Raw genomic sequence first — 24,778 nt, forward strand, 5'->3', positions numbered from 1 at the left:
AGAGTTGACAGTCTTGTGCGCCCGTTCACGCAATCTTTCGCAACGTTTGCCCTGTACTTGGCCATAATGCTGCAACTTATATCTGTTCATTGATTTCAGTGATGTCTGCTCATGAAAACCGTGGCAATGGTGTTGTTTCCAGAGTTTCTCTTGCTCGATATGGCGGGGCCGATGGAGGTGTTTTCGGTTGCCAACCGCTATCTCAAGCCGGACGATCACTACCAACTGACGCTTTTGGGGACTGAACGTGGGCCGCTGCGCGCCTCCAACGGTGTGCTTGTACACGCCGACATGCACCTTGACGAAGCGGCCGGGCGATATGATTTGCTGCTGGTGCCGGGTGGCCCTGGTGCCTACAACAAAAAGTGCCCACCCTTGCTGGACTGGCTCAAAGGCGCGGTGAGTCGGGCCGAGCGCTATGGTTCCATTTGCACGGGAGCGTTCGTGCTGGGTTACGCGGGTCTGCTCGATGGTTATCGTGTGACCACTCACTGGAACTACACGGAGCGCCTGATCAAAGGCTTTCCAAAGGCAGATGTCGCGACCGACCAGATCTTTGTCGAAGACCGCAACCTGATCACCTCTGGCGGTGTCACCGCCGGCATCGATCTGGCGCTGGCGGTGGTGGCCCGCGATCACGGCAAGAAAATCGCCCAGGACGTGGCCAAAGTGCTGCTGGTGGTCATGAAACGCCAGGGCGGGCAGGCGCAGTTCAGTCCGCTGATGGCAGCCGTGGCCCCCCACGAAACGCCCATTACGCGGGTCCAGAATCACGTTCTGGAACATCTTGAGGAAGTCTTCACCATAGAGCGCATGGCCAGCCTGGCGAACATGAGCACGCGGCATTTCGCGCGGATGTTCTCCCGTGAGGTCGGCATGACGCCCATGGAATTCCTGCAAAGCGCGCGCATCGATTGCGCGCGCAATCTGCTGGAAACCGGCGATCTGCCATTGAAAACGGTGGCCTACAAGAGCGGTTTCGGCAGCGTACGCCACATGCGTTTCCTGTTCGGCGAAAAGCTCGGGCTGACGCCGACCCAATACCGCGAACAGTTCAGCTAGGGCCGTTCTGTCCGTCACGGGCACCCGGATGTCCGTGTTGCGCCCCGCGTGATGGTTGTACCGTCATCCAGGCCTGCCAAGATAACGGACATGAACAGCCTCAACCATTTGCATGCGGCGTCGGTCCTGCGCTTCGGTCCGTACGCGTTCCATTTGCGTCAGCGGCTGATCCTCGAAGGGGATCGGCAACTGCGCATGGGCGGTCGTGCGCTGGACATATTGCAGGTGCTGGTCGAGCGGGCCGGGCGGGTGGTCAGCAAGGAGCAATTGATCGCGTTGGTGTGGCCGACTTCGGTGGTCGAAGAGATCAACCTGCGGGTACACATCGCCGCGTTGCGCCGGGCTTTGCGCGATGGCGAGAACGGACAGCGCTACATCGTCAACTTACCGCAGCGCGGGTACAGCTTTGTTGCACCGGTGCATGACGATGGCGTCGCGCAAGTGGTGTTCGAAAGCCTGCAGATGCCTCAACACAACCTGCCCGCCCGGCTGACGCCTGTCACGGGTCGCGATTCAGTGGTCGGCAGTCTTGTGCGGCAGTTGCCGCTGTCGCGACTGATAACGGTGACGGGACCGGCCGGCGTCGGCAAAAGCACCGTGGCGTTGCGGGCGGCGGAACTGCTGCTGCAACACTTTCATGACGGTGTGTGGCATGTGGATCTGTCGCTGATCGACGAAGAAGCACCACTGACCAATGGCGTGCTGAAAATCCTCGATATTGATTTCGCCACCCTGGCGGCGCGCCATGCCTTGCTGGTGCTGGACAATTGCGAGCACTTGCACGAAGCCTGTCGGAGCCTGCTGCAGACATTGCTCGATATGGCGCCCCGACTGTCGATTCTTGCCACCAGCCGCACTCCGTTGTGTGTAGGTCTGGAAAGCCTCCAGCCACTGTCGCCCCTCACCGTTCCCAAAACCTCGGCACTCAATAGTGTCGATGAGGCCATGGGTTTTTCGGCGGTGCAGCTGTTTGTCAGCCGTGCCCGGGCCCGCCAGCATGATTTCGATCTGCGTGAGCAGGACCTCGAGGCGGTGCGTGATATTTGCGGGCGGCTTGATGGTCTGCCTTTGGCGATCGAGCTGGCGGCGGCGAAGATCGATGCACTGGCCCTGGTCGGGCTTCAGGCGCAATTGGCTCACGGACTGCAGGTTTTGAGTCAAGGTCGCCGTACCGCGGTGCCACGACACCAGTCAATGAAGGCTGCTCTGGACTGGAGCTACCAGCGTTTGAGCGAGCACGAACAACGTGTGTTGCAGCGCCTGTCGGTGTTCAAGGCGGCATTCACCCTGGATGCCGCCATAGGCGTGATCAGTTGTGCGCAGCTGCCGCCTTCGACGCTGGTGGCCGTGGTCGAACAACTGGCGTCGAAGTCGTTACTGTCGGTGGACCGATCCGGCGCAACACTGCGTTATCGAATGCTCAACACCACTCGCCGCTATGCCCGCGAACAGCTGGAGCTGTGCGGCGAACTGCATGACGTCGAGCTTCGACATTCTCGCTATCTGGGCCGTACGCGCCCGAACTCACGCGACCGACTGATCGCGCAGTTCGTCGAGCAATGAACGCACCTTGCGCAGGTCCGGGGTCGCGTAGCCTTCGGTGAAGCGGTTGTAGATCGGGGTCAGCATTTCCAGCGCCTCACGATAACGCGCCTGGCGTTGCCATAACCGGGCCAGCGACGTCGCGCTGCGCAGTTCCCAGGCCAGTGCGCCTTGCGTCCGGGCAATCGCCAGGGATTGCTGCAGGGCACTTTCGACCGTGTGATGGCAGGGCGATTCAGCGGTCAGCAATCGTTCGGCCCGTGCTCGCAAAATTTCCGCCGTGCTCCAGCCGGCCGCGCCGCTCTGGGCCCGCTCCACCAAGGCATCATCGACGAAACCCGGATCCAGCGTGACCATGATTTCCCTGACCAGACCGCTGTCCGCAGGCGGGATTGCAGAGGCTTTGTCGGCATCGATCACCTGCGCATACTGCCGTGCCCACGTGTAGAACAGCAGCACCGAATGCTTCTGCGACTGTTCGAGCAGGAGTTGCAGCAGGGCACGGGCGTTCTGCACATCACCGTTGTAATGGGCGATCAGGCAAGTGGCGAGTGCGAGGGTGTAGCAGATCGACGTGCCGTGATTGATCTGTACGGCGATGTCCAGCGCCTGCCGGGCCGTACGCCAGGCCTGTTCCGGAAAACCCTGCAACCATAACACCCGGGCGAGGACAGTCAGCGAGGCGACGCTTTGATCGTATTGCACGCCGAAACCGTGGGTGAAACGGTTGAGGTGGCCGCTTTGGGACATGCGCTGAATGACCTGTTCAGCGTGGATTCGCGCCTGATGCTGATCACCGGCGTAATGCAGCGCGAGCACCCGCAGACGATGAGTGCTCAATGACAGCTGCGCATCGCCATGCAGGCCGAGGCTTTCGAATTGCTCGCTTTGTTCAAGTGCCATCCGATAATGACCGCAACTCAGATTGACCGCCATGTGACCTGACACGGCACGCAACTGGCCGGCGATGTCGTCGTGCTTTTGTGCCAGCAGACGTGCACTGGCGAACGCTTCGATGGTTTCCGGTGTACCGCCCCAGGTGTGATAGCAGGCGCTGCCGAGAGCCAGTTTCAGGGCGATTTCCAGTCGCGGGCAAGGCGCCTGCGCCGACGCCAGCAACGCGAGTGCACGACGCACATGGACACCGTACTCCTTGAGCAGGGACAGCTCCTGCCACAACGGCGCCGAGGTCGCCGTCAGGCGCACGCCAAGTTGACGCGAGCCTTCATCGTTCAGCGTCCACTCCAGCGCGGCCCGCAGGTCTTCGAGGCCACGGGCGTAGCGCTCGATCCAGATTTCGGTCGGTGTGTTTTCCCAGTCGGCCTGTGCCTGATGCATCAGCGCCAGGCAGCGTTCGGCATGACGTTCACGGGTTTCGCCGAGTTCGGCGGCCTGGTCGAGTTTTTCCAGCGCGTAGCGGCGGGTGGTGTCGAGCAGGCGATAGAACACCTCTTCATCGCCTACCTCGACGTTGAGTAACGACTTGGCAACCAGTTGCGTGATCGAGGCAAACACCTCGCCGGACTCGATGTGCTGGCCAACGATGACCGCTGCGGCAGACTCCAGAGTGAATGCGCCACGGAACACGCCCAACCGGCGCAGGCCTGTCTGTTCGCAACCATTGAGCAGATTGAAGCTCCAGTCGAGCGTGGCCCGCAGGGTTTCATGTCGGCCCAGATGAGTCTGATTACCCGCCGGCAAATGTCCCTGAAGCTGCCTCAGCAGACCGTCCAGCCCGAGGCTCGCGACCTGTGCGGCCGCCAGCTCCAGTGCCAGCGGGATACCGTCCAGCCGTCGACAGATCTCGATGATCAAGGGCAGGTCGGCCTGTTTCGGCTCAAAGTGTTCGTGGGCGGCCATCGCCCGTTCGACGAACAGTTGCAGCGCGGAAAACCCCATTGCCTGATCGCGGTCGAGCACCGCAATCGGTGGTGGACAGTCGAGCGATTCCAGGCGCTGCACGTACTCACCTTCGGTGCGCAGACTTTCTCGACTGGTGGCCAGAATGTGCACTTGCGGCGCGCCACGCAGAATGCTTTCACTGAGCAGCGCCACGGCGTCGATCAGATGCTCGCAGTTATCGATCACCAGCAGCATCTGCCGCTCGCGCAGACTGTTGATCAGGCAGGCCATCGGCTCGTTGTCATGCAGCGAAAGGTCGAGCAGGGCGGCGAGGTGCGAGCAGATCGAGCGCGGGTCGTTGAGCGGAGCCAGATCCAGCAGGCGAATGCCGTCGCGATAGCGGCCGATCAGTTGCTCGGCGACACGCAACGCCACCGTGGTCTTGCCGATGCCGCCGGGGCCGATCAGGGTGATGCAGCGCTGGCGCGGCAGTTGGCTCATCAGGTTGTCGACCACCGCCTGGCGACCGATCATCCGCGTGCGGCGCAGCGGCAGGTTATGCCGGGCCGCGTGACCGGCGGCGGGTCGCTGCTCGATCGATTGCAACTGGATCGGCGCCACGAAACTGTAACCGCGCTGCGCCACCGTGACGATATAGCGCTGCCCGGCCTGACCGTCGCCCAGTGCCTTGCGCAACGATGCCATGTGCACCCGCAGGTTGATGTCTTCCACCACACTGTCCGGCCAGACTCCGGCGATCAATTGCTGTTTGCTCACGACTTCACCGGCATTGGCCAGCAGGATCAGCAGAATGTCCATGGCACGGCGGCCCAGGCGCAAAGGCTGGTCGCCTTCGAGCACCAGCCGCTGGCCGGGGTGAATCCGATAGGGGCCGAAACCGATGGCCTGATTCGGGGAAAGACTCAACCACATACTCCTTCGTTGTTCTTTTGATCCTGCCCGGCCGTTGATGAAAAAACGTGACAGGGCGGATAGCGACTCGACGAGGCTGTAAGCCGTCTGGTCCGCGTTTTCCGAGCATATTCCTCAGGATCGGCTGCCAGCGCAATGCATGCGAGGTGTTGATGCCCGGATATCTATCGGCAGGCGGCGTCATCGCGCTCGTATTCAAAGGCCCGAGTCTTCGCCTTCGCGCCCGGCAGATGAAAAAATTAACAACGATTAACTCGTCCACACCCGCTGCAGAGCCAAAACTCCGAGGCAACGGAATGCATACGTCTAGAGGACGCTGCGATGAGCAAGGTAGTGGTGGTCTATCACAGTGGCTACGGGCACACCCGCGTCATTGCCCGGGCGGTGGCCCAAGGTGTGGAGCGTCACTTGGGCAGTCGCTGTCTGCTGCTGGCGGTGGAGGATGTGGACGCACACTGGGAAGACCTGCACCGCGCCGACGCCATCATTTTCGGTTCGCCGACCTACATGGGCAGCGTGTCGGCGGCGTTCAAACAATTCATGGAGGCCACGGCGTCGTTTTACCTCGCCCGCCCCTGGCGCGACAAACTCGCGGCAGGCTTCACCAATTCCGGAAGCCTGTGTGGCGACAAACTCAATACCTTAGTGCAGATGGCCGTGTTCGCCGCTCAGCATTCGATGATCTGGGTGGGGCTCGATCTGCTGCCGGCGCGTGTCGGTGCCGGGGGCATTGACGGCCAATTGAATCGCCTCGGCAGTGCCCTCGGTGCCATGTCCCAATCCTCTGTCGAACAACCGCCCGGACTTGCGCCTCCGCTGGAGGACCAACTGACTGCCGCGCACCTGGGCGAGCGGGTGGCGCGGCTGGCTCAGCGGATGGTCCGGGAGTGAAGCCGCTTCAGCGGTTTTTCATGACCTGACAACGCCACGCAAACGGATTGATCCCTTCGCTGCGGGTGAAGATATGGCAAAAGTGCGCCTGATCGCAGAAGCCGCATTCCAGGCTGATCTGCGTAAGGCTGTGGTTGGTGTGCTGAATCAACTGTTTGGCCCGGGCAATGCGTTGGGAGCGGATCCAGTCTTGTGGCGAGTAACCGGTGCTGCATTTGAAAGCCCGGGAAAAGTGGCTGCGTGACAGTGCGCACGCGTTGGCCAGATCGGCAACTTCAAGGCTATCGCCGAGGCGTTCGAGAATGAGTTGTTTCACCAGCCGTTCACGTTGCGGGCTGAGGCCGCCAGTGCTGGTTTTGCGTGGGTCGCTGGCAGGGGCGAGGGCGACGGTTTGCTGTGAATGAGCCATGGCCAATGTCCGTGTCGAGGGGGGAAGGCACGGTCAGCGCTTTCCCTCAGGTCAATAAAACAACGCTGCGCAGAGGGATTCATTGTTTGGCGAGGGGCGAAGGCTGACGAGTTAAACGTTGTTAATTCCGCCTTCCGCTCCAACTCAGCACACCGCTGCAAGTCCCCATGGTGGGAATCGGGCAGGATGGCGACGATTGAGGCGGGCCATGAGGGCCGCAGAATCGGGCTCGTTCGAGGAGGCGCATATGAAAGGTTTGTTCAATGGCGTAATCGGCGCGACATTGGTCGGTGTGATGTCCACCGCCCTGGCGCAGGCACCACAGGTCGGCACGCAGGTGCCGGGTTATTTCCGGCTGGCGCTGGGCGATTACGAAGTGACGGCGCTGTTCGATGGCTACAACGACTTGTCGCCGAGGCTGCTGCAGGGCATGAGCCAGAGCCAGATTCGCGCCTTGCTGGCCCGTCGCTCGATTGAAACGCCGGGCGTGCAAACTGCGTTCAATGCGTTCCTGGTCAACACCGGCAAACAACTGGTACTGGTGGATACCGGCGCGGGTCAGTGCATCGGTGCTACCGCCGGCCAGCTTTCGGCCAACATGCAGGCGGCGGGCTACAAGCCTGAGCAGGTCGATGCGATTCTGCTGACTCACCTGCATCTGGATCACGTCTGTGGACTGGTGGACGGCCAGCAACAACCGATTTTCACCAATGCCACGGTTTACGCCGCCAAGGCAGAAGCCGATTATTGGCTCGACCCGCAGGCTCTGGCCAAGGCACCGGCCGGTGCGCGGGAGTTCTTCAAGATCGCTCAGGACTCTACCGCGCCATACATCGCCGCCGGGCGTTTCAAGACATTCGCGGCGGGCCAGTCGCCGTTGCCGGGCGTGGTCGATGCCACACTGGAAGCCGGCCACACGCCGGGCAGTACAACCTACCGTTTTATTTCACAGAATCAGAGCATCGTGTTCATGGGGGATCTGGTGCACAACCTGGCGGTGCAGTTCGATCATCCTGAGGTGGCGATCAGCTTCGACGTCAACAGCCAGCAAGCGATCAAAAGTCGTAATGCGGTGTTCAGTGCAGCGGCGGCCAGCAAAACCTGGGTAACGGCTGCGCACTTGCCTTTCCCGGGCATTGGCCACATCACCGCGGTCGACAAGCACTTCCAGTGGGTGCCGGTGGAATACGGCCCATACAAACGCGCAGCCAAAGTGCCGTTTATCGAATAAAGTGCACAGCTCTCACGTCAGGCTCAATCAAGGAAAACGTGCTCAATGAACCGAAACGATCTGCGCCGCGTCGACATGAACCTGCTGGTGATCTTCGAAGCATTGATGTTCGAAAAGAACCTGACCCGCGTCGCCGAAAAACTGTTCATGGGCCAACCCGCAGTGAGTGCGGCGCTGGGCCGCCTGCGGGATCTGTTCGACGATCCGTTGCTGCTGCGCAACGGTCGAGGCATGGAACCGACGGCCCGGGCGCTGGCGATTCTGCGGGAACTGCAACCGGCGATGGACGTGATTTCCGGCGCGGTCAGCCGGGCCAAGGAATTCGACCCGGCCACCAGTTGCGACGTGTTCCGCATCGGCCTGTCGGATGACGCCGAGTTCGGTCTGTTTCCGCCATTGCTGCGCCAGTTGCAGGAAGAGGCGCCGGGGATCGTGGTCGTGGTGCGGCGTGCCAACTATCTGCTGATGCCAACGTTGCTGGCGTCCGGGGAAATTTCCGTCGGTGTGAGTTACACAACGGATCTCCCGGCCAACGCCAAGCGCAAGAAACTGCGCGACATTCCCTGCAAGGTCCTGCGCGGCGATGACCGCCCGGGCCCGCTGACCCTCGACGAATACTGCGAGCGGCCCCATGCGATGGTGTCGTTCTCGGGGGACCTGAGCGGCAACATCGACGTGGACCTGGCCAAGGTCGGTCGCAGTCGTCGCGTGGTGCTTGGCGTGCCGCAGTTCAGCGGTTTGCGTGCCTTGCTCGCGGGCACCGAGATGATCGCCACGGTGCCGGATTATGCGGCGTGTGCACTGGTCGAAGGTTGTGCATTGCGAGCTGAAGATCCGCCGTTCCCGATTGATGCGGCGCAACTGTCGATGGCCTGGAGCGGGGTGCATGACAACGATCCGGCGGAAAAATGGCTGCGGTCACGGATCAGTCAGTTCATGTCGGCGTCGCTGGATATTCCGGCGATCTAGTTGCACGTTTACACGGAAAGCGGCCAGCGGGCCGTTTTTATCGGTGCCATACGGGGTTGTTTGACCGTTCGTCTTAAACCTGCACGCACCTGTAATTTCTGACAGTAGCCAACTCCGCATACAGCGCCGTTCAATGCCTCCATCGTCCCACCATTCGATCGGAGTTTGCGCCATGACGGTCAACAACCCCCCTGGCTCATCACCGCTGTTGCTCGCCGAACTCGACGTTCCCGGCCGCACCGGCCCCGTTTCGCAAAACCCTGATGTCTGGGGGCTCAACATCGCAGCGGTGCAGGACAACTTTCCCAAACAGGGCTTGCTGTGCCGGGCCGGACCGTGGGGGGTCATGAGCCGGGGTGACAAGCTGGTAATTTCCCTGGGCGGGCAGCCGGTATTCAACAAAACCGTCGACGATCATGAAGTCAACACGACGCTGTCGATGTTTGTGCCCGCCGCCCGCTTCAGTGATGGCTCGTCCACGCTGTCCTACGCCGTCACCCGACAGGGCGGAACGCCCGAACCGTCCGAAGTGATGCAGGTACGGGTCAAGCTCACCCGCCCCGGTGGCCATGACAGCGACGAAGGGCCGGGGCACTCGAAACTGAAAATGACCATCCCCAAGGAGATTCTCGAGGGCGGTATCGACAAGGACAACATCGCCACTGGTGTGCCGATCACGATCGGCCCCTCTGACGACGGGCCAGAGCCCTATCCCTACGCAGCGGCCGGCGACTGGATTCAGGTGACCTGGGGCGGTTTTTTTGTGCTCTACGGACCGCTGACTCAGGATGAGGCCGACGGCACAGTGCCGCTTGTCGTGCTCATTACCGAGGCAACCATTCGCGAGGCGGGTGACTCCGGAGAGGCCGGTCTCGCCGTGGCCTTCGAGGTTTACGACATGGTCGAAAACCGCTCCGAAGACTGGAGTTACGAACAGCGCGTGGTGGTCGCGGTCGACGCCGACAGGCTCAGCGCACCGATCTGCAAGGAAGCGGTGAACAACGTGCTGGACGCCGACAAACTGGGGGATGCCGATGCCACGGCGCAGATCCTTGCCGTGGACGGTAACAAATTCAAGGTTGGTGACACCCCCATCGTCCGGCTCAAGGGCACACCGGTCGAAGGGGCACCGATCAACATCGAGATCACCGGCCAGGCGCTGGTCAGCGTGCCGAGCATCCCCGAAATCAAGATACCCAATGCCGTGCTGCGGCAACTGGCCAAGACCCAGATCGGCTTGTCCTTTCGCCTGAAAAAAGCCGACGGTTCCGCCGACCTGTTGTCCAAGACCCAGTTCATCAATGTCATTGGCGAGATCAAGCGCCTGCTGGCCCCGATCGCCCGCGACGCATTGCAAGGCGCCCTCGATCCGGAGCTGGTACAGGCCCGCATCGAGATTCCATTCGACAAATCTTTTGCGGCCGGCCAGGCGATCAAACTGTTCTGGCTCGGCACCCGGCCTGACCTGAGCACCTACTTGCCCGACCTGCCGCTGCGCCCGATTACCAATGGCGATATCACGGCCGGTGTGCCCTTGCTGATCAACGTCCCGGGCCTTCATCTCAAACAGATCGAAGGTGGCACGTTAGAGCTGTATTACCACTTGTTGATTGAGGACGCGGTGCTGGGCACGATGAACCGCGTCAACGCCACCCACGCCATCCGAGAGTCGATTCACGCCGAGGTCCTGAACGTCGGCGAACCGAGGAAAGAGCTGCCGGCGCCGAAGGTGGACGGCGTGGTGGACGGCGTATTGCCGGCAGATACGGACGGCACCACGCTGACTGTGGAATACCTGAATACGGTCAAGGATGACGAAGTGACCTACTTCTGGAATGGCTCGAAAACCGGGCCGGACAGCGACTCGGTCAAGCTGTCCTCGTTTACTGCCGGCCAACCTGTGCCGTTCACCATCAAGGCGGAGCTGATCAAGGGCAATGAAGGCGGGACGGTCGAGGCGTCCTACTCCATCAAATGGGCGGATGGGCGGCCTACGAGTTATTCCGATGAGAAAGTTTTTTTGGTCGGTAAGCCGATCACCTTGCAGATCAACATAGCTGGTAAGCGGTCACAACTTGCCCCTCGCTATCACTCAAATGTGAGTCGATTAGTTGCGTCGTTGCCAGTGAGTGTAGAAAAAAGTATTTCCGACACGATTATATGGACATATGAAAGTATTGCCGATGGTTTCTCTGGCGATTGCTTTTTCGATACGAACCCCGAAAAGCCATTAACCGTAATTGTTCAGCGCGATAGCGAAATTATTGCTCGAACTGTTCTTCGACCCGTCAATATGGCTGGGATATACAATCTTGACGGTCGCCACAGTGGCAATATTGTGAAGGATGATGGAAGTGTTTTCGGTTGGGGCGACAACGATGAGATGCTTCCACCTTCGGGATTGTCGGATGTTCGTTGCGTTATATCCGGTGGGCGTGCATTTGCGGCATTGAAGATTGACAAAACCGTTCATGCCTGGGGGGGCGCAGCCGACGGTGGAGTAATTACACCCGAGGTTCAGGATCAACTGCGAAACGTAAAAACCATTGCGGCTACGGATGGAGCTTTCGTTGCTGTAACAGAAGACGGTCAACTTGTCGCGTGGGGGAATCCGAAGTTTGGTGGAGTGATACCAACTACTGCCGTTCCTCTACTTTTCCCGGCAATCAAAGTCTTAGGTAATACAGCAGATTTCACTGTGTTGCTACGCGACGGTCGTGTTTATAGCTGGGGAGGCACCTGGCCAGATGGTCAATGGATATCGCTAGCGAACGGCGCCACTCAATTTTGTGCAAGTGACCGAGCATTTTGTGTGCTGAAAAACGATCGCACTGTATTCGCATGGGGGTCGCCTGATCATGGTGGAGTTATCCCGGAAACCGAGGCGAATGCTCTCGTAGAGGTCAAACATATCGCTTCCACCAGCGGTGCCTTTGCTGCGCAGAAATTGGACGGTTCCGTCATCGCCTGGGGCAATGAGCGATTTGGTGGTAAAGCGCCAACAAACCTGCAGGCAGTAAACCATGTAGTGGGTTCGACAACGGCGTTTTGTGCTCTTGGAAGAGATGGGGCATTGTCCGCCTGGGGACAGCCTGCAGAAGGGGGGACAGTGCCCACGGGGTTGCCACCCGCTCTTTCAGTATCCGCTTCTTATGGTTCTTTCACTGCGATACTGAGCACTGGTGTCGCAGTTATGTGGGGAGTGAATACGTCCTCTCCCAGTCTGGGATCAATTGTATGTGCCTATGCTACTGGTCCCCAAGTTGTTCTGCTGAGTGCCGACAGCAGGTTAGTTGCAGTGGGGCCTGACGCTCCTGATCTATCCGCATTATCCGGTTTGGTGTCGTATACCGAGTAAGCACTTCTGTGCTTACTTTCCCTGTAAACGAGAATTCTATAAGGAATTATCGCTATGACACGTAATGTGAATGCAATTCCCACGGTAAAACAGGTTGCCATTATGGGCGAGCCCTTGGTGGGTGGAACACTCAGCGGTAGTTACATTTATGAGAACGCTGATGAAAATCCAGAGGGGGAGTCAATCTTTCGCTGGTATAGCGGTGGTGCCGGAGGAAACGTTGTCGCAACCTCCATTGATCTGACATTAAAGGCCGAACACGCGGAAATGGTTCTTGTTTTTTCGGTTAAGCCTGTCGCCGCAAGCGGGGAGATGGGTACTGAGTCAGCTTCTGACCCCGTAAAAGTTATTCAGGACGGGTTTCAAAATATATCCGACGAAGAGAGTGAAAGCAGCTTCCTGAAACAACGCGGACAGTTTGCTTTTCATGCAAACGGACCCAAGGATGGAGTCTTCACTTCGACGGCCGGAGCGTTCGCCCTAAAGAATAGGGTTACGCAAAATGTATCCGTCATGGGTACGGAAAGCTTTGGTGGCGTTATTCCACCGGAGTTAGCGACATACCTTCAAAATAATCCCGCCATAACAATGTTTACTACCGAGAAAAGCTTTGGGGCACTGGTTCCTATTGACAAGGATCATAATCAGTTACTTGTATGGGGAACCGATATGCCCGCATCGCTTCCCGACCTTCAAGATATCCAGTCGGTTTACAACAATGGTTCCTCACTGGCATTTATCTACAAGAATCGACAGCCAGGAGAGAATACGATTGGTGCGGTGGGGCCCGCTGAAAACGGTGGAGTAGTTCCCGTTGAGATACAGAACAAACTAATGTTTGATCGCCCAATGGCCATCTACGCCACGATAGATGCTTTCGCAGTGCGAACAGAGGGCGGGCGCGTTTACACCTGGGGCAACGCCGAAAACGGTGGTGCGATTCCAGCCGACGTACAGACACAGCTCAACAGTATGAAAGTCAATCGAATCGTCGCTTCACGCACGGCTTTCTGTGCAACGACGGAGTTATCCGAAATCATCTCATGGGGGGCAAACGGCGCTATTCCCGCTGCAACTCTGGAAAAAATCTATGACGATGGTGGAGCGCTTAATGTAATTGCTAACGACAGTGCTTTTATTGTCATCACTAAGGGGCGCCGCAAAGCAGCGACTTTTGGATTGGCGGCTTACGGTGGAGTGTTGTCAGAGCAGGCTGCCACTCTTGCTGCTCGTGGCAATCTGGTGCTGTGTGCTGCCACTCCATGGGCATTCTGTTTCATCAATGAAACCGGGCAAGCCGCTGCCTCGGGATCGGTCGGTCACGGGGGAGGAGAAATTCCCGCTCAAAGTGCTGATGGCGAGTCGTTCGATTTGCCATTAAATGCCCAGGCATCGCTTGAACAAGATGGAGTCGAATCTGAGATCAAGGCAATGTTCAGCAGCGCCAGGTTTGCAGATGACGCTCAAAGCCGAGTCTCTTCCAATCTTACATTGGCGGATGGCGAGACGATCGAGTTGTTGCGCAACGACGCAAGCTTCCTGCTGGTCAATCGACATGCCGATGGCCGCACAAAAGGCTTGATCTCATGGGGGCTGGCAGAGGTAGGCGGCACGATGCCAAGTGATATCAAGCAAACGCTGATGGCCAGCCGGATTCGCAAGATTTACACCACCAATGGTGCGTTCGCGGCGATCGTAAACCAAGGCACAACCGAAGGTGCTGTCATTGCATGGGGGCGATCCTCACAGGATGGCGGGCTAATACCAACTGAACTACGTAGTGCATTAAGCAGTGGCGTAGTCGAAATCTATACCATCCAGGCGATGCCCGCCCCCTCGACAGCGACTGTTCCGGCTGCTTTTGCCGCCCGCAAGTCGAACAACAAATTCGTGACGTGGGGAGCTCACGTCAAACAGGAAGAGTTCGAACCCGAAAGAAACAGCTGATTCCGCAGGAAAACTGTTGATCAATCTAGAGGGTTTTGAGATGAGCACTAAAGCCGAACCTATTGCACGTGACGTCATCATCATCGGGGAGCCGGTGATTGATGGTTACTTGCGTGGCAGCTATCGCTACCAAAATGCTGATGAAAATCCAGAAGGCAACTCTCGCTATCAGTGGTATCTCGATGGCACGCCAATCGCGGCACCGGAGGGGGTTGCTATTGATTTGAGAATCAAGAACGCCTATGCCGACCGGTCCATCATATTTGGTGTTACTCCAGTATCCGCAACAGGAGAGGTGGGCAAAGAGGTGAGCTCTGTCGCCAAAAAGGTGACCTCTGGATTTCAAGGGATCAGCTTAGAAGAAAATGAGAACAGCTTTTTGAAACAGTGGGGTAATTTTTCCTTTTATGGTGCGGAACCCCAGGATCGAGTGTTTGTATCGACGGGAGGGGCATTTGGCCTGATAGACCCGGAAACCCAGGATATTTATTTTGAAGGACAAGCTGGCTGGGGCTTGCCGGTACCACCTGACATCGCCAACTTTTTGAAAAATAATCCGGCCGCCCGAATGTTCACGACTGAAAAAGACTTCGCAGCGTTAGTTGATAATGGGGAAAGCAATCAGTTGTTGGTCTGGGGTGCAAACATTCCTGCCAATCACTCAGTCAAATTGACGGATATCAAATCGGTATACAGTAACCGCGTCTGCTTTGCTTTCATTTACAAAAACGCTACAGGTGATGCCAATAGAATTGGGGCCATTGGCTTGAGCGGCTCCGGTGATGTTATTCCCGAGCAAATCCAGGGCGCATTACGTTTTGATGAACCTGTTGCCATTCATGCCACGGAAAATGCGTTTGCGGTACGAACCCAAAACGGCAAGGTTTATGCGTGGGGGAATGCGACCAATGGCGGTTCAATCAGTGCCGAGGCTCAAGTACTACTCAATAGCATGTTTGTTGATCGAATCATTGCCGCCGCCGCTTCCTTTTGTGCGATCGGCCGCGACGGCAGCATCGCGACCTGGGGGAAAACCGCTGATGGGGGCACTATTCCGTCGAGTAAGTATGAGGCGATAATCGACGACGGCGGCGTGAATACGGTTATAGCGTCTACCACAGCATTTTGTGCGATTACCCAGGTTAGACGTAAGGCCGTCAGTTGGGGGCTGGATGGAGAGGGCGGACTGATGTCTCCGTCAGCATCTTTGATCGCAGCGCGTGGTGGAGTAATGCTGTGCAAGGCGGCACGCTGGGCTTTCTGTTTGGTGACTGAACGTGGTGAGGCAGAGTCATGGGGGGCGCAACGTTACGGGGGGGCCTCCATAACCGCTTCCACTCGCAGCGAGATCGAAGCGGTGATCAAGGAGATGAGTCCTCAACCCGGCTTTGCTTGTAGTCATGTGGGTAGCCGTGCAATCACGATTCCAGGCGAGGTCAGAATTTACGCAAATGACCTGAGCTTTTTTCTGGTAAGCCAATATGCTGATGGTCGAACCCAAGCGGTCATACCCTGGGGCATGAATACGCACGGCGGGGCATTTAGTTCTGGGGTGAGGCAGGCATTGATGGCCAGCAAAATTACAGGCGTGTACAGCACAAATGGTGCATATGGTGTGGTTGCTACCCAGGGCAGCGTTTACGGCGCGGTCATTGTCTGGGGGGCGACTCTGGCCATGGAGGATGCAGGCGAAATTCCGCCGACCCCTCCGGAGCTGGCTGGATACCTGAGCAGTGATGTTGTGGAGCTTTACTCGATCAAGCGTTATCCGTTTTATCAGGCGCCGCCTCCCACACCTCCCCCTCTTGATCCATCGTTTGCAGCGCGGCGCAGGGATGGTAGCTATGTACTTTGGGGGGGGAATGTGAAAAATCAGTATTACAAGCCGCAACCTGGGCAGATATCCGGCATGTTGAAGCCTAAATAGAATGATGGAATGGTTGCTGTACGTGCCTGACCAGTGATTCTGATCGGGCACGATGCTGTACGTTGCCGGAAAGTCATTCCAACGGCTTGTAAGGTATCCCTGTTGAATGATGTTGAAGGGTATGTCAGCAAAGCCACAACGCCTTGCACCTTCGCCTGCGTGTACGCCAGAATCCGCCGGCTTGCGCGCTGTTGGGGTGGGTCTTATCGCTTCCGGGTCGCTGACGTATCAGCGATCGGGTCTCAACACCCGCTACCTCATCGCCCCCGGCATCGACAGCGAAGAACTGCTGGCCGACGCCTGCGAAACCCTGACTTCGGCCAAAACCATGGCCACCGACTTCGCCGGGTTGGTGGACGGCTCGCAGCGGCATGTGCCGTTGGGGATTGCGCAGTTGATCATGCTCGGTGAACTGGCTGTGAACCGGGCGCTGGATAATCTGGATCTGAAGGCTGAGGCGCCGCTGTAACGGGCGCTCTGCGTTCGGCTCCGGAAGGGACGCGGAGCGTCCCGGACTGCATTCCCACGCAGAGCGCGGGAACGATCACGATTCCGGCCCTGAAAACGCCAAAGAGAGCACACCCATCCAATTTCCCCCCGATCAATCGTTGCACCATTGCCTGCAATGATTGATCGGGGGTGGGAACCATGAACGCTGCACAACGCAATGACCAGGCGCAAGACCTCGGCCTGCTGTTCCTGCGGCTCTCCGGCGGGTTGTTTCTGCTGTTTGTCCACGGCTTGCCCAAACTGCTGGACTTCACGGCGCAGTTGCAATTGATCGAAGACCCGTTTCACCTCGGTGCCCACCTCACCCTGATTCTGGCGATTTTTGCCGAAGTCCTCTGTCCGCTGCTGATCGTCGCCGGGTTACTGGTGAGATTGGCGTGCTTGCCTATTCTGTTTGTGCTGCTGGTGGCGTTGCTGCTCGTGCATCCGCAATGGAGTGTGGCCGAAGGGCAGTTCGGCTGGTTGCTGTTGATTCTGTTCACCACTGTTCTGATCGCCGGGCCGGGACGGCTGGCGCTCAATGCTCGATTGCCCGGAGTGCTCCGTTATGTCTGATACCCAGTCCCCGATAAAGCCGGGAACCGAAGAAACCGTGACGCTGATCGTCAAGCATCGGGTCAAGGCCGGTTTCGAACAGCCGTACGAAACCTGGCTGCGCAATATTGTCAGCGTGGCAGGACGCGAAGAAGGGCACCTGGGCGTGGACGTGATGCGCAGTAAACAGGGTGGCCTCGCGTTGTTCACCTGCGTGCTGCGTTATTGCTCGACCGAAGCGATGCAACGCTGGCTCGATTCGCCGCAGCGTCAGAAGCTGATCGAGGAAGCGGCACCGATGCTCGCCGACGGCGACCAGACCGAAGTCAACGCTGCCAATGAGTTCTGGTTCACGCCACTGGCCGATGCGGCCTCGCCACCACCACGCTGGAAGCAGGCCGTTGTGACGTTGTTCGTGATTCTGCCGCACACCTTGCTGGTGCCGCTGATCTGGGGGCCGTTGCTGCAACTCAATGCATTTCTCTCCAACTACGTGGTGGCCACGTTCCTGATCACCCTGACCATCGTGCTGTCGGTGGTGTACGTGTGCATGCCGGCCGCGACGCGCCTGTTCGCACCCTGGCTGACGGCGAGTCAGCCCCATGAACACCTGGAATCCAATGCCAACCCGCCGCGCTGAGCCGGCAGGTATGGGCTTCGTTTCACTTATCTCGAAGGAACTGCGATGAACGCCGATCTGATTCTGTTCAATGGCCAATTTCATACGGTAGACCGCGAAAAACCCCTCGCCAGTGCCGTGGCGATCAAGGACGGACGCTTTGTCGTCGTCGGCAACGATACGCAGGCCATGGCCCTGCGCGGCGCCGGTACGCAAGTGGTCGACCTCAAGGGCCGCTGCGTGATTCCCGGCCTCAACGACTCGCACTTGCACCTGATCCGTGGTGGCCTGAACTACAACCTCGAACTGCGCTGGGAAGGCGTGCCGTCGCTGGCCGATGCGCTGCGCATGCTCAAGGATCAGGCCGACCGCACACCGACCCCGCAATGGGTGCGCGTGGTGGGTGGCTGGAACGAATTCCAGTTCGCCGAAAAACGCATGCCGACCCTCGAAGAGATCAACCAGGCAGCGCCGGACACCCCGGTGTTCATCCTGCACCTGTATGACCGCGCACTGCTCAACCGCGCTGCCTTGCGCGTCGCCGGCTACACCCGCGACACGCCGAACCCGCCGGGCGGCGAAATCGTGCGTGATGCCAACGGCAACCCGACCGGCATGCTGGTGGCGCGGCCGAACGCGATGATCCTGTACGCGACGCTGGCCAAGGGGCCGAAGTTGCCGCTGGAATATCAGGTCAACTCGACCCGTCAGTTCATGCGCGAGCTCAACCGTCTCGGCCTGACCAGCGCCATTGATGCCGGCGGCGGTTTCCAGAACTATCCGGACGATTATCAGGTGATCGAACAACTGGCCAAAGACGACCAGTTGACCGTGCGCATCGCCTACAACCTGTTCACCCAGAAGCCGAAAGAAGAGCTGACCGATTTCCAGAACTGGACCGGCAGCGTCAAGTTGCATCAGGGCGATGACTTCCTGCGCCACAACGGCGCCGGCGAAATGCTGGTGTTCTCGGCGGCGGACTTCGAAGACTTCCTCGAACCGCGCCCGGACCTGCCGCAGACCATGGAGCAGGAACTGGAGCCGGTGGTGCGCCACCTGGTCGAACAGCGCTGGCCGTTCCGTCTGCACGCCACTTACAACGAATCCATCAGCCGCATGCTCGACGTGTTCGAGAAGGTCAACCGCGACATTCCGTTCAACGGTTTGCCCTGGTTCTTCGATCACGCCGAAACCATCACTCCACAGAACATCGAACGGGTGAAGGCGCTGGGCGGCGGCATTGCGATTCAGGATCGCATGGCGTTCCAGGGTGAATACTTCGTCGACCGCTACGGCAAAAAAGCCGCCGAAGCCACACCGCCGATCAAGCGCATGCTTGCCGAAGGCGTGCCGGTCGGTGCGGGCACCGATGCCACCCGGGTGTCCAGCTACAACCCATGGACTTCGCTGTACTGGATGGTCAGCGGTCGCACCGTTGGCGGTCTGGCACTGTACGAAGAAGGTTTGCCACGCACCACCGCGCTGGAGCTGTTTACCCATGGCAGCGCCTGGTTCTCGTCCGAACAGGGCAAGAAGGGCCAGATCAAGGTCGGGCAACTGGCGGATCTGGCAGCGCTGAGCGCGGACTTCTTCCATGTCGAGGAAGAGGCGATCAAATGGATCGAGTCGGTACTGACCGTGGTCGGTGGCAAGATCGTTTATTCCGCCGGCGAATTCGAAGACCTCGGTCCACGTGCCTTGCCGGTACTGCCCGACTGGTCGCCGGTGGTGAAAGTGCCAGGTCACTGGCGCCCGAACTCGCCGTTGCAGGCCCAGGTGCACCAGTGCAGCGGTCCGTGTGCAGTGCATTCCCACAGCCATGAAAAAGCCCGCATGTCGAATGCGCCGGTCAGCGACTTCGCCGGCTTCTGGGGCGCGTTCGGCTGTTCCTGTTTCGCTTTCTGATTTCGAAATAACGGCGCCGGTCCGAGTGGCCCGGCGCTTCACGCACCACCCATCCCCGAGGAGTTTCACATGAGCAACGTTCCTTACAAGCGCCTGAACAAAGACGACGCCGTGGTCCTGCTGGTCGACCACCAGACCGGCCTCATCTCGCTGGTGCAGGATTTCTCGCCGAACGAGTTCAAGAACAACGTCCTGGCCCTGGGCGACATCGCCAAGTTCTTCAACCTGCCGACCATCCTCACCACCAGCTTCGACAGCGGTCCGAACGGTCCGATCGTGCCTGAGCTGAAAGCCCAGTTCCCGGACGCGCCGTTCATTGCCCGTCCTGGCCAGATCAACGCCTGGGACAACGAAGACTTCGTCAAGGCCATCAAGGCCACTGGTCGCAAGCAACTGATCATCGCCGGTGTGGTGACTGACGTGTGCGTGGCGTTCCCGACTCTGTCGGCCATCGCTGAAGGTTTTGAAGTGTTTGTGGTGACCGACGCTTCGGGCACCTTCAACGAAACCGTGCAGCAAGCGGCGTGGGCGCGCATGTCGGCGGCGGGTGCACACCTGCTGAACTGGTTTGCTGTGGCGTGTGAGCTGCAGGGTGACTGGCGCAACGACATGGAAGGCCTGGCGAACCTGCTGTCCGAGCGTCTGCCGAACTATCGCAACCTGATCAACAGCTACACCAAGTTCACTGCCAAGTAATTGGCCGAAAGAAAATGCCCGCTCAAGAGCGGGCATTTTTTTGTCTGCCGAAAAGGGCTCAACGCTTTTGCAACCACCCCAGAAACCCGCCCTTGCGTACCGGCACAGGCTTGGCCATCAACGCCAGCCGGCTGTTCTGCTGCCGTACCGCTTGCAACTTGGTCAGCGCCTGACCGACTTCGCTGCGCTGTTCCATGCACTGGCGGGTCAGGTTCTTGTCGAGACGGTAAATGATCGAAGACGTCAACGCGGTAAACGTCGCCTGCGAAGGCGTATCCGCCAGAATGCTCTGTTCACCCATGACCTCACTCGGCCCCATGCGTCCGGCTTCGGTGAAACCATTGCCGTCCGGTACGCTGGCGCTGACCACACCGGTGGCGATCACGAACAGGCTGTCCGGGACTTCCTCCAGGCCCAGCACCACCTGCCCGGCGCTGTATTGCTGCGCGACCATCGATTCGGCGAGGCGATCGCGTTCTTCATGGCTGAGCGAACGGAAGATTTTCACTTCGTCGAGCAAGGCACGGGCGCGGGTCGAGGGTTCGATCACACCATCCGGGTGCCGCGAAATACCAGCCGCTTCGAGATGACGATGAGCGAGGTCGAACAATTGATTGCGCACTTCGCTTTTCTTGCCCAGTTCGGCGATGAAACCGCTGGCCACGTATTCCGACATTTCTTCGCCGGCCTCCTTGAGGACCGCTTTCGGCGCAGGCGTCAGCAGCAGACTGCTGCTGCCTTGCAGGGTGCGGTCGAGGGCGTCGAGCACGCGGCGCGGACGGATATGGTTCGGCACCTTGATACTGATCGACACGCCGTGCAGGTTGTTCGGACGGCTGAGGTTGACGATCTTGGCCTTGGCCGCCACCGAGTTCGGCACCACGGCCAGGGTTCCGGTGCTGCTCAACAGGTGCGTGGCGCGCCAGTTGATGTCGAGCACTTTGCCCTCGACGCCGTCGATCACCACGAAGTCGTCCACCTGATACGGCTTGGTGGTGTTCAGTACGATGCCGGAAAACACGTCGGCCAAGGTGCTTTGCAGCGCGAGACCGATCACGATGGCGACCACTCCGGAGGTGGCGAGCAAGCCTTTGACCGGCAGGTCCAGCACATAACCGGCCGCTGCAACGATCGCCGCCAGAAACACCAGTGCGCCGATCACATCCTGCAGCAGTCGGCCGCTGTGGCCGATGCGGCGCATCAGGATCAGGCCGATGACTTCGGTGAGCACCCGCGCGGCGTACAGCCACCAGAGAATCCCCAGGGCCGTCGCCCCGAGTTGCGCCACCGGGTCATCGGCGAACATCGGCACCTGCAACGGGCTGACGCCGGCGTTGATGACCAGTGCGTTGAAGGCCAGAAACAGCACCAGTCGCACAGCGACCCGTTGCGCGCGATGCTTGAACGGCGTGAGGTGCCAGATCAGCGCGTCGAGCACCAGCAGCAGGGCACTCCAGGACAGCAGATGGGCGGAAAAAAGGCTCATGAGGTGAACTCCGGCGGGCACAAAAGAAAACGCCACACCCGAAGGTGTGGCGAGGGGTTGCACTCAGTTCAGATGGGTCTTGAGTTCTGCCGCTGCCTGGCGCACGGCGGCCTTCACTTCGGGAATCCCGTTCAGCGGGTTGAGCAGACCGAAGTCGTGGATCATCCCGTTGTAGCGCACCGAGGTCACCGGCACACCGGCAGCGTCGAGGTGGCGGGCGTAGCCTTCGCCTTCGTCACGCAGCACGTCGAACTCGGCGGTCTGCACCAGTGCGGCGGGCAGGCCCTTGAGCTGTTCGGCGCTGGCGTTGAGCGGCGAGGCATGGATTTGCGCACGCTCGGCCGGGTTGGTGGTGTAGTTGTCCCAGAACCATTGCATCATGCCTTTGGTCAGGAAGTGGCCCTCGGCGAATTGCTGGTACGAGCCGTTATCGAAACCGGCGTTGGTCACCGGCCACATCAACAACTGGAAGCGCAGGGCCGGGGTTTTCTGTTCCTTGGCCATCAACGCCACGACCGCTGCCATGTTGCCGCCGACGCTGTTACCGGCCACCGCCAGACGCTTGCCGTCGACCCCGATGTCCTTGCCGTGCTCGGCCACCCATTTGGTTGCCGCGTAAGCCTGATTGATCGCAGTCGGGTACTGCGCTTCCGGCGACGGCGTGTAATCGACATACACTGCAACCGCGCCAGAGCCCACCACCAGATCACGGATCAGGCGTTGGTGCGTCGGGAAGTCGCCCAACACCCAGCCGCCACCGTGGAAGAACATGAACACCGGCAACTCGCCCTTGACCTTGGCCGGACGCACCACTTTCAGGTTGATCGTCTGGCCATCGACCTTGATCGCCTTGTCGCTGACGTCAACACCCGACAGGTCAACCTTCACCGAAGCCTGGGCACCGGTCAGTACCGCGCGGGCGTCTTTCGGGCTCAGTTGCTCCAGCGGTTTGCCGCCGCCGGCGGCGAGCGCATCGAGGAAGGCCTGGGTGTTGTGTTCGACGCCAGTGCCTTCGGCGGCGAATGCATTGCCGACGGACAGGGCGAGGAGGGAAGCGGCGAGGGTTTTCTTGATGTTCATGTGCAATTCCTTTTCAGTCGTTTGAGTTTTTGTATGCGTTGGGATCGGGCTGCTGTGGCGCTGGGGTTCAGGCCTCAGCAACACCGTGAGCACAGATTAATGAGGTGCCGGAAAGTGAAAAAGCGGCTATAAAGCGTTTAACTGTCAACCAGAGAGTGACAATGAACCCGTTCGAAGACATGCGTATTTTTTGCCAGGTGATGGACGCCGGCAGCTTCACGGCGGCGGCCGATCAGTTGGGCCTGTCCAAGCAGTTCGTCAGCCGTCGGTTGATGCAACTGGAAGAGCGCCTCGGCGTGCGTCTGCTCAACCGCTCCACCCGGCGTCTGGACGTGACCCCGCTGGGCCAGAGCTATTACGAATCGGCGCTGCGACTATTGAGTGAAGTCGAACAGGTGGAGCAGGGCATCGCCGGGCAAACCGCCGAGCCGCGCGGAGCGATTCGCGTCAGTGCGCCGCTGTCGTTTGCATTGGCGCATCTGGGCTGCTTGCTGCCACCGTTTCTGCAGCGTTATCGCGAGGTCACGGTGGAAGTGGATCTGAGTGATCGGCCGGTGGATCTGCTGGGTGAGGGTTACGATCTGGCGCTGCGTATCGGTGTGCTGGAAGACTCGACTCTGATCGCCCGCCGCATCGCGTCAATCGAGCGGGTTTACTGCGCCAGTCCGGGGTATTTGGCCGAGCGCGGTACGCCGGTCAAACCGGAAGATCTGCTCGGCCACGACTGCCTGCCTTACGGCCACGGGCGTTCGGTGCAGTGGCGGTTCAACGCGGGGCAGGGAAAGCCGCTGCTGGTGAATGTCACCGGGCGGATGCGCGTCAACAACGGTGAATTGCTGCGGGATGCGGCGGTGGCGGGGATGGGGATTACCTATCTGCCGACGTTCATTGTCGGCGCGGCGCTGAAGGATGGGCGGCTGGTGCCGGTGCTGGACGAGTTTCGGCCCGAACCGCTGACGTTGTCGGCGGTGTATCCGCAACATCGTCAGGCGTCACGGCCGGTGCAGGCGTTGATCGAGTTTTTGCGTGAGCGGCTGGATCAAAAACACGTCGCTCTCTAGGTTTGGCGGCTACCTGGTGGGCAGCGATGAGGCCTGTGGGAGCCGGGCTTGCCCGCGATAGCGGTGGGTCAGGGAGTGACGTGCTACCTGACCGGGCCCTATCGCGGGCAAGCCAGCTCCCACAGGGGTTGCGGTGTTTTCAGTTCGGGTCAGTTGGCCCGCTTGTCATCGCCAGGCTCACCGCCGACATGTACGCCGCGATCATCACCGGGTTCGCCCGCCGCATGCTGGCCTCGGTCATCACCGACTTCACCGGCGCGATGCACGCCATGGTCATCGCCGACTTCGCCCGCGCGATGCACACCGTGGTCATCACCGGGTTCCGAATGCGTTCCGCTGCGACCCGATGACGCCGTGCTGCCGGAATGGCCCGAACCGTGGTCACTGCCGCTGTGGCCACTGTTGCCACCACTGCCGCTGCCGCCGTGACCACCACCATTGCCACCGCTGCCACCACCGCCTCCGCTGCCGCCGCCTCCATTGCCGCCACCACCGCCGTTACCGCCTCCACCACCGCCGTGTCCACCGCCACCGCCGCCGCCACTGCCTCCACCGCCACTACCTCCACCACCGCCGCCACCACTTCCCCCTTCCTTGGCCTGAACACTCGATATCCCGGACAGGTTGTCCGGAATCAGTACGGTAGACGCCGACAGGACTGCGCCGATGGCCATTGCGAGCACTAGCTTTTTAATGTGCATATCGTTCTCCGTCTTTGTTGTCTTGATTGGGAACGTGGATGTGCCTTGTTTTTGCGTGTGATCCGACCCGTTCCC

19 protein-coding genes are annotated in these 24,778 nt (G+C 59.5%); 14 read left to right on the forward strand and 5 right to left on the reverse strand.

Translation table 11 applies throughout. The annotated features are described in order from the left end of the window. The first annotated feature begins 111 nt into the window (after positions 1-111). The gene (locus NWV16_RS10580) at positions 112-1,062 is read left to right on the forward strand and encodes a GlxA family transcriptional regulator (protein WP_260522957.1); all 951 of its coding nucleotides are present in this window, start codon (positions 112-114) and stop codon (positions 1,060-1,062) included. 90 nt (positions 1,063-1,152) lie between these two features. Continuing rightward, positions 1,153-2,625, forward strand: a complete 1,473-nt coding sequence (locus NWV16_RS10585; protein ID WP_260522958.1) for an ATP-binding protein — start codon at positions 1,153-1,155, stop codon at positions 2,623-2,625. On the opposite strand, the gene NWV16_RS10590 is transcribed toward NWV16_RS10585, so the two are convergent. Further along, positions 2,587-5,373, reverse strand: a complete 2,787-nt coding sequence (locus tag NWV16_RS10590; RefSeq protein ID WP_260522959.1) for an ATP-binding protein — start codon at positions 5,371-5,373, stop codon at positions 2,587-2,589. The two genes, NWV16_RS10585 and NWV16_RS10590, sit on opposite strands and share 39 nt — an antisense overlap. A 327-nt stretch (positions 5,374-5,700) precedes the next feature. Between NWV16_RS10590 and NWV16_RS10595 the strand changes: the two genes are divergently transcribed. After that, positions 5,701-6,270 carry a flavodoxin family protein gene (locus tag NWV16_RS10595; protein ID WP_260522960.1) on the forward strand — a complete coding sequence of 190 codons (570 nt, stop codon included), beginning with the start codon at positions 5,701-5,703 and terminating at the stop codon, positions 6,268-6,270. 7 nt (positions 6,271-6,277) lie between these two features. Here the strand turns inward: NWV16_RS10595 and NWV16_RS10600 are convergent, their stop codons facing one another. Continuing rightward, the gene (locus NWV16_RS10600) at positions 6,278-6,679 is read right to left on the reverse strand and encodes a helix-turn-helix domain-containing protein (RefSeq protein ID WP_260522961.1); all 402 of its coding nucleotides are present in this window, start codon (positions 6,677-6,679) and stop codon (positions 6,278-6,280) included. 247 nt (positions 6,680-6,926) lie between these two features. Here NWV16_RS10600 and NWV16_RS10605 point away from each other — a divergent pair, with 247 nt between their 5' ends. The 10 genes from NWV16_RS10605 to ycaC all read left to right on the forward strand — a co-directional run bounded on the left by NWV16_RS10605 (position 6,927) and on the right by ycaC (position 20,375). Further along, positions 6,927-7,910, forward strand: a complete 984-nt coding sequence (locus NWV16_RS10605) for an MBL fold metallo-hydrolase (RefSeq protein WP_260522962.1) — start codon at positions 6,927-6,929, stop codon at positions 7,908-7,910. A gap of 45 nt (positions 7,911-7,955) precedes the next feature. Next, positions 7,956-8,879, forward strand: coding sequence for a LysR family transcriptional regulator (locus NWV16_RS10610; RefSeq protein WP_260522963.1), 924 nt, complete (start codon positions 7,956-7,958; stop codon positions 8,877-8,879). Between the two features lie 172 nt (positions 8,880-9,051). Continuing rightward, a complete protein-coding gene (locus NWV16_RS10615; protein WP_260522964.1) occupies positions 9,052-12,237 on the forward strand; it encodes a hypothetical protein in 3,186 nt (1,061 codons plus the stop codon). 54 nt (positions 12,238-12,291) lie between these two features. Then, positions 12,292-14,184, forward strand: coding sequence for a hypothetical protein (locus tag NWV16_RS10620; RefSeq protein ID WP_260522965.1), 1,893 nt, complete (start codon positions 12,292-12,294; stop codon positions 14,182-14,184). Between the two features lie 16 nt (positions 14,185-14,200). Continuing rightward, positions 14,201-16,111 carry a hypothetical protein gene (locus tag NWV16_RS10625; RefSeq protein WP_260522966.1) on the forward strand — a complete coding sequence of 637 codons (1,911 nt, stop codon included), beginning with the start codon at positions 14,201-14,203 and terminating at the stop codon, positions 16,109-16,111. A 121-nt stretch (positions 16,112-16,232) separates the two neighbouring features. Continuing rightward, on the forward strand, positions 16,233-16,580 hold the full coding sequence (locus NWV16_RS10630; RefSeq protein WP_409519348.1) for a DUF6124 family protein: 348 nt from the start codon (positions 16,233-16,235) through the stop codon (positions 16,578-16,580). A 179-nt stretch (positions 16,581-16,759) separates the two neighbouring features. Next, a complete protein-coding gene (locus NWV16_RS10635) occupies positions 16,760-17,176 on the forward strand; it encodes a DoxX family protein (RefSeq protein WP_260522967.1) in 417 nt (138 codons plus the stop codon). Continuing rightward, positions 17,169-17,795, forward strand: coding sequence for an antibiotic biosynthesis monooxygenase (locus tag NWV16_RS10640; protein WP_260522968.1), 627 nt, complete (start codon positions 17,169-17,171; stop codon positions 17,793-17,795). The genes NWV16_RS10635 and NWV16_RS10640 overlap by 8 nt, the downstream gene beginning before the upstream one ends. A gap of 45 nt (positions 17,796-17,840) precedes the next feature. After that, positions 17,841-19,679 carry an amidohydrolase gene (locus NWV16_RS10645; protein ID WP_260522969.1) on the forward strand — a complete coding sequence of 613 codons (1,839 nt, stop codon included), beginning with the start codon at positions 17,841-17,843 and terminating at the stop codon, positions 19,677-19,679. Positions 19,680-19,748: 69 nt separating this feature from the next. Beyond that, on the forward strand, positions 19,749-20,375 hold the full coding sequence (ycaC, locus tag NWV16_RS10650; RefSeq protein WP_260522970.1) for an isochorismate family cysteine hydrolase YcaC: 627 nt from the start codon (positions 19,749-19,751) through the stop codon (positions 20,373-20,375). A 58-nt stretch (positions 20,376-20,433) separates the two neighbouring features. Here ycaC and NWV16_RS10655 read toward each other — a convergent pair whose 3' ends face one another. Together NWV16_RS10655 and NWV16_RS10660 are read right to left on the reverse strand one after the other, a co-directional pair. Then, on the reverse strand, positions 20,434-21,861 hold the full coding sequence (locus tag NWV16_RS10655; RefSeq protein ID WP_260522971.1) for a mechanosensitive ion channel family protein: 1,428 nt from the start codon (positions 21,859-21,861) through the stop codon (positions 20,434-20,436). A gap of 63 nt (positions 21,862-21,924) precedes the next feature. Continuing rightward, complete coding sequence (locus NWV16_RS10660) at positions 21,925-22,941, reverse strand: alpha/beta hydrolase (protein ID WP_260522972.1); 1,017 nt, start codon at positions 22,939-22,941, stop codon at positions 21,925-21,927. A 161-nt stretch (positions 22,942-23,102) separates the two neighbouring features. Here NWV16_RS10660 and NWV16_RS10665 point away from each other — a divergent pair, with 161 nt between their 5' ends. Beyond that, positions 23,103-24,002, forward strand: a complete 900-nt coding sequence (locus NWV16_RS10665; RefSeq protein WP_260522973.1) for a LysR family transcriptional regulator — start codon at positions 23,103-23,105, stop codon at positions 24,000-24,002. A gap of 149 nt (positions 24,003-24,151) precedes the next feature. On the opposite strand, the gene NWV16_RS27730 is transcribed toward NWV16_RS10665, so the two are convergent. Continuing rightward, positions 24,152-24,703, reverse strand: a complete 552-nt coding sequence (locus NWV16_RS27730) for a hypothetical protein (RefSeq protein ID WP_312846924.1) — start codon at positions 24,701-24,703, stop codon at positions 24,152-24,154. Between the last annotated feature and the right edge of the window lie 75 nt (positions 24,704-24,778).

Origin of the sequence: Pseudomonas sp. BW7P1, assembly GCF_024981055.1 — a bacterium.
In the GTDB taxonomy this organism is placed as follows: Bacteria; Pseudomonadota; Gammaproteobacteria; order Pseudomonadales; family Pseudomonadaceae; genus Aquipseudomonas; species Aquipseudomonas bananamidigenes.

Excerpts from the sequence above, each read along its gene's own strand:
- NWV16_RS10665 (WP_260522973.1), top strand. The coding sequence starts at position 23,103 with ATGAACCCGTTCGAAGACATGCGTATTTTTTGCCAGGTGATGGACGCC.
- NWV16_RS10610 (WP_260522963.1), top strand. The coding sequence starts at position 7,956 with ATGAACCGAAACGATCTGCGCCGCGTCGACATGAACCTGCTGGTGATC.
- NWV16_RS10620 (WP_260522965.1), top strand. The coding sequence starts at position 12,292 with ATGACACGTAATGTGAATGCAATTCCCACGGTAAAACAGGTTGCCATT.
- NWV16_RS10585 (WP_260522958.1), top strand. The coding sequence starts at position 1,153 with ATGAACAGCCTCAACCATTTGCATGCGGCGTCGGTCCTGCGCTTCGGT.
- NWV16_RS10640 (WP_260522968.1), top strand. The coding sequence starts at position 17,169 with ATGTCTGATACCCAGTCCCCGATAAAGCCGGGAACCGAAGAAACCGTG.
- NWV16_RS10580 (WP_260522957.1), top strand. The coding sequence starts at position 112 with ATGAAAACCGTGGCAATGGTGTTGTTTCCAGAGTTTCTCTTGCTCGAT.
- NWV16_RS10600 (WP_260522961.1), bottom strand. The coding sequence starts at position 6,679 with ATGGCTCATTCACAGCAAACCGTCGCCCTCGCCCCTGCCAGCGACCCA.
- NWV16_RS10660 (WP_260522972.1), bottom strand. The coding sequence starts at position 22,941 with ATGAACATCAAGAAAACCCTCGCCGCTTCCCTCCTCGCCCTGTCCGTC.
- NWV16_RS10605 (WP_260522962.1), top strand. The coding sequence starts at position 6,927 with ATGAAAGGTTTGTTCAATGGCGTAATCGGCGCGACATTGGTCGGTGTG.
- NWV16_RS10635 (WP_260522967.1), top strand. The coding sequence starts at position 16,760 with ATGAACGCTGCACAACGCAATGACCAGGCGCAAGACCTCGGCCTGCTG.
- NWV16_RS10615 (WP_260522964.1), top strand. The coding sequence starts at position 9,052 with ATGACGGTCAACAACCCCCCTGGCTCATCACCGCTGTTGCTCGCCGAA.
- NWV16_RS10645 (WP_260522969.1), top strand. The coding sequence starts at position 17,841 with ATGAACGCCGATCTGATTCTGTTCAATGGCCAATTTCATACGGTAGAC.
- NWV16_RS10630 (WP_409519348.1), top strand. The coding sequence starts at position 16,233 with ATGTCAGCAAAGCCACAACGCCTTGCACCTTCGCCTGCGTGTACGCCA.
- NWV16_RS10595 (WP_260522960.1), top strand. The coding sequence starts at position 5,701 with ATGAGCAAGGTAGTGGTGGTCTATCACAGTGGCTACGGGCACACCCGC.
- ycaC (WP_260522970.1), top strand. The coding sequence starts at position 19,749 with ATGAGCAACGTTCCTTACAAGCGCCTGAACAAAGACGACGCCGTGGTC.
- NWV16_RS27730 (WP_312846924.1), bottom strand. The coding sequence starts at position 24,703 with ATGCACATTAAAAAGCTAGTGCTCGCAATGGCCATCGGCGCAGTCCTG.
- NWV16_RS10655 (WP_260522971.1), bottom strand. The coding sequence starts at position 21,861 with ATGAGCCTTTTTTCCGCCCATCTGCTGTCCTGGAGTGCCCTGCTGCTG.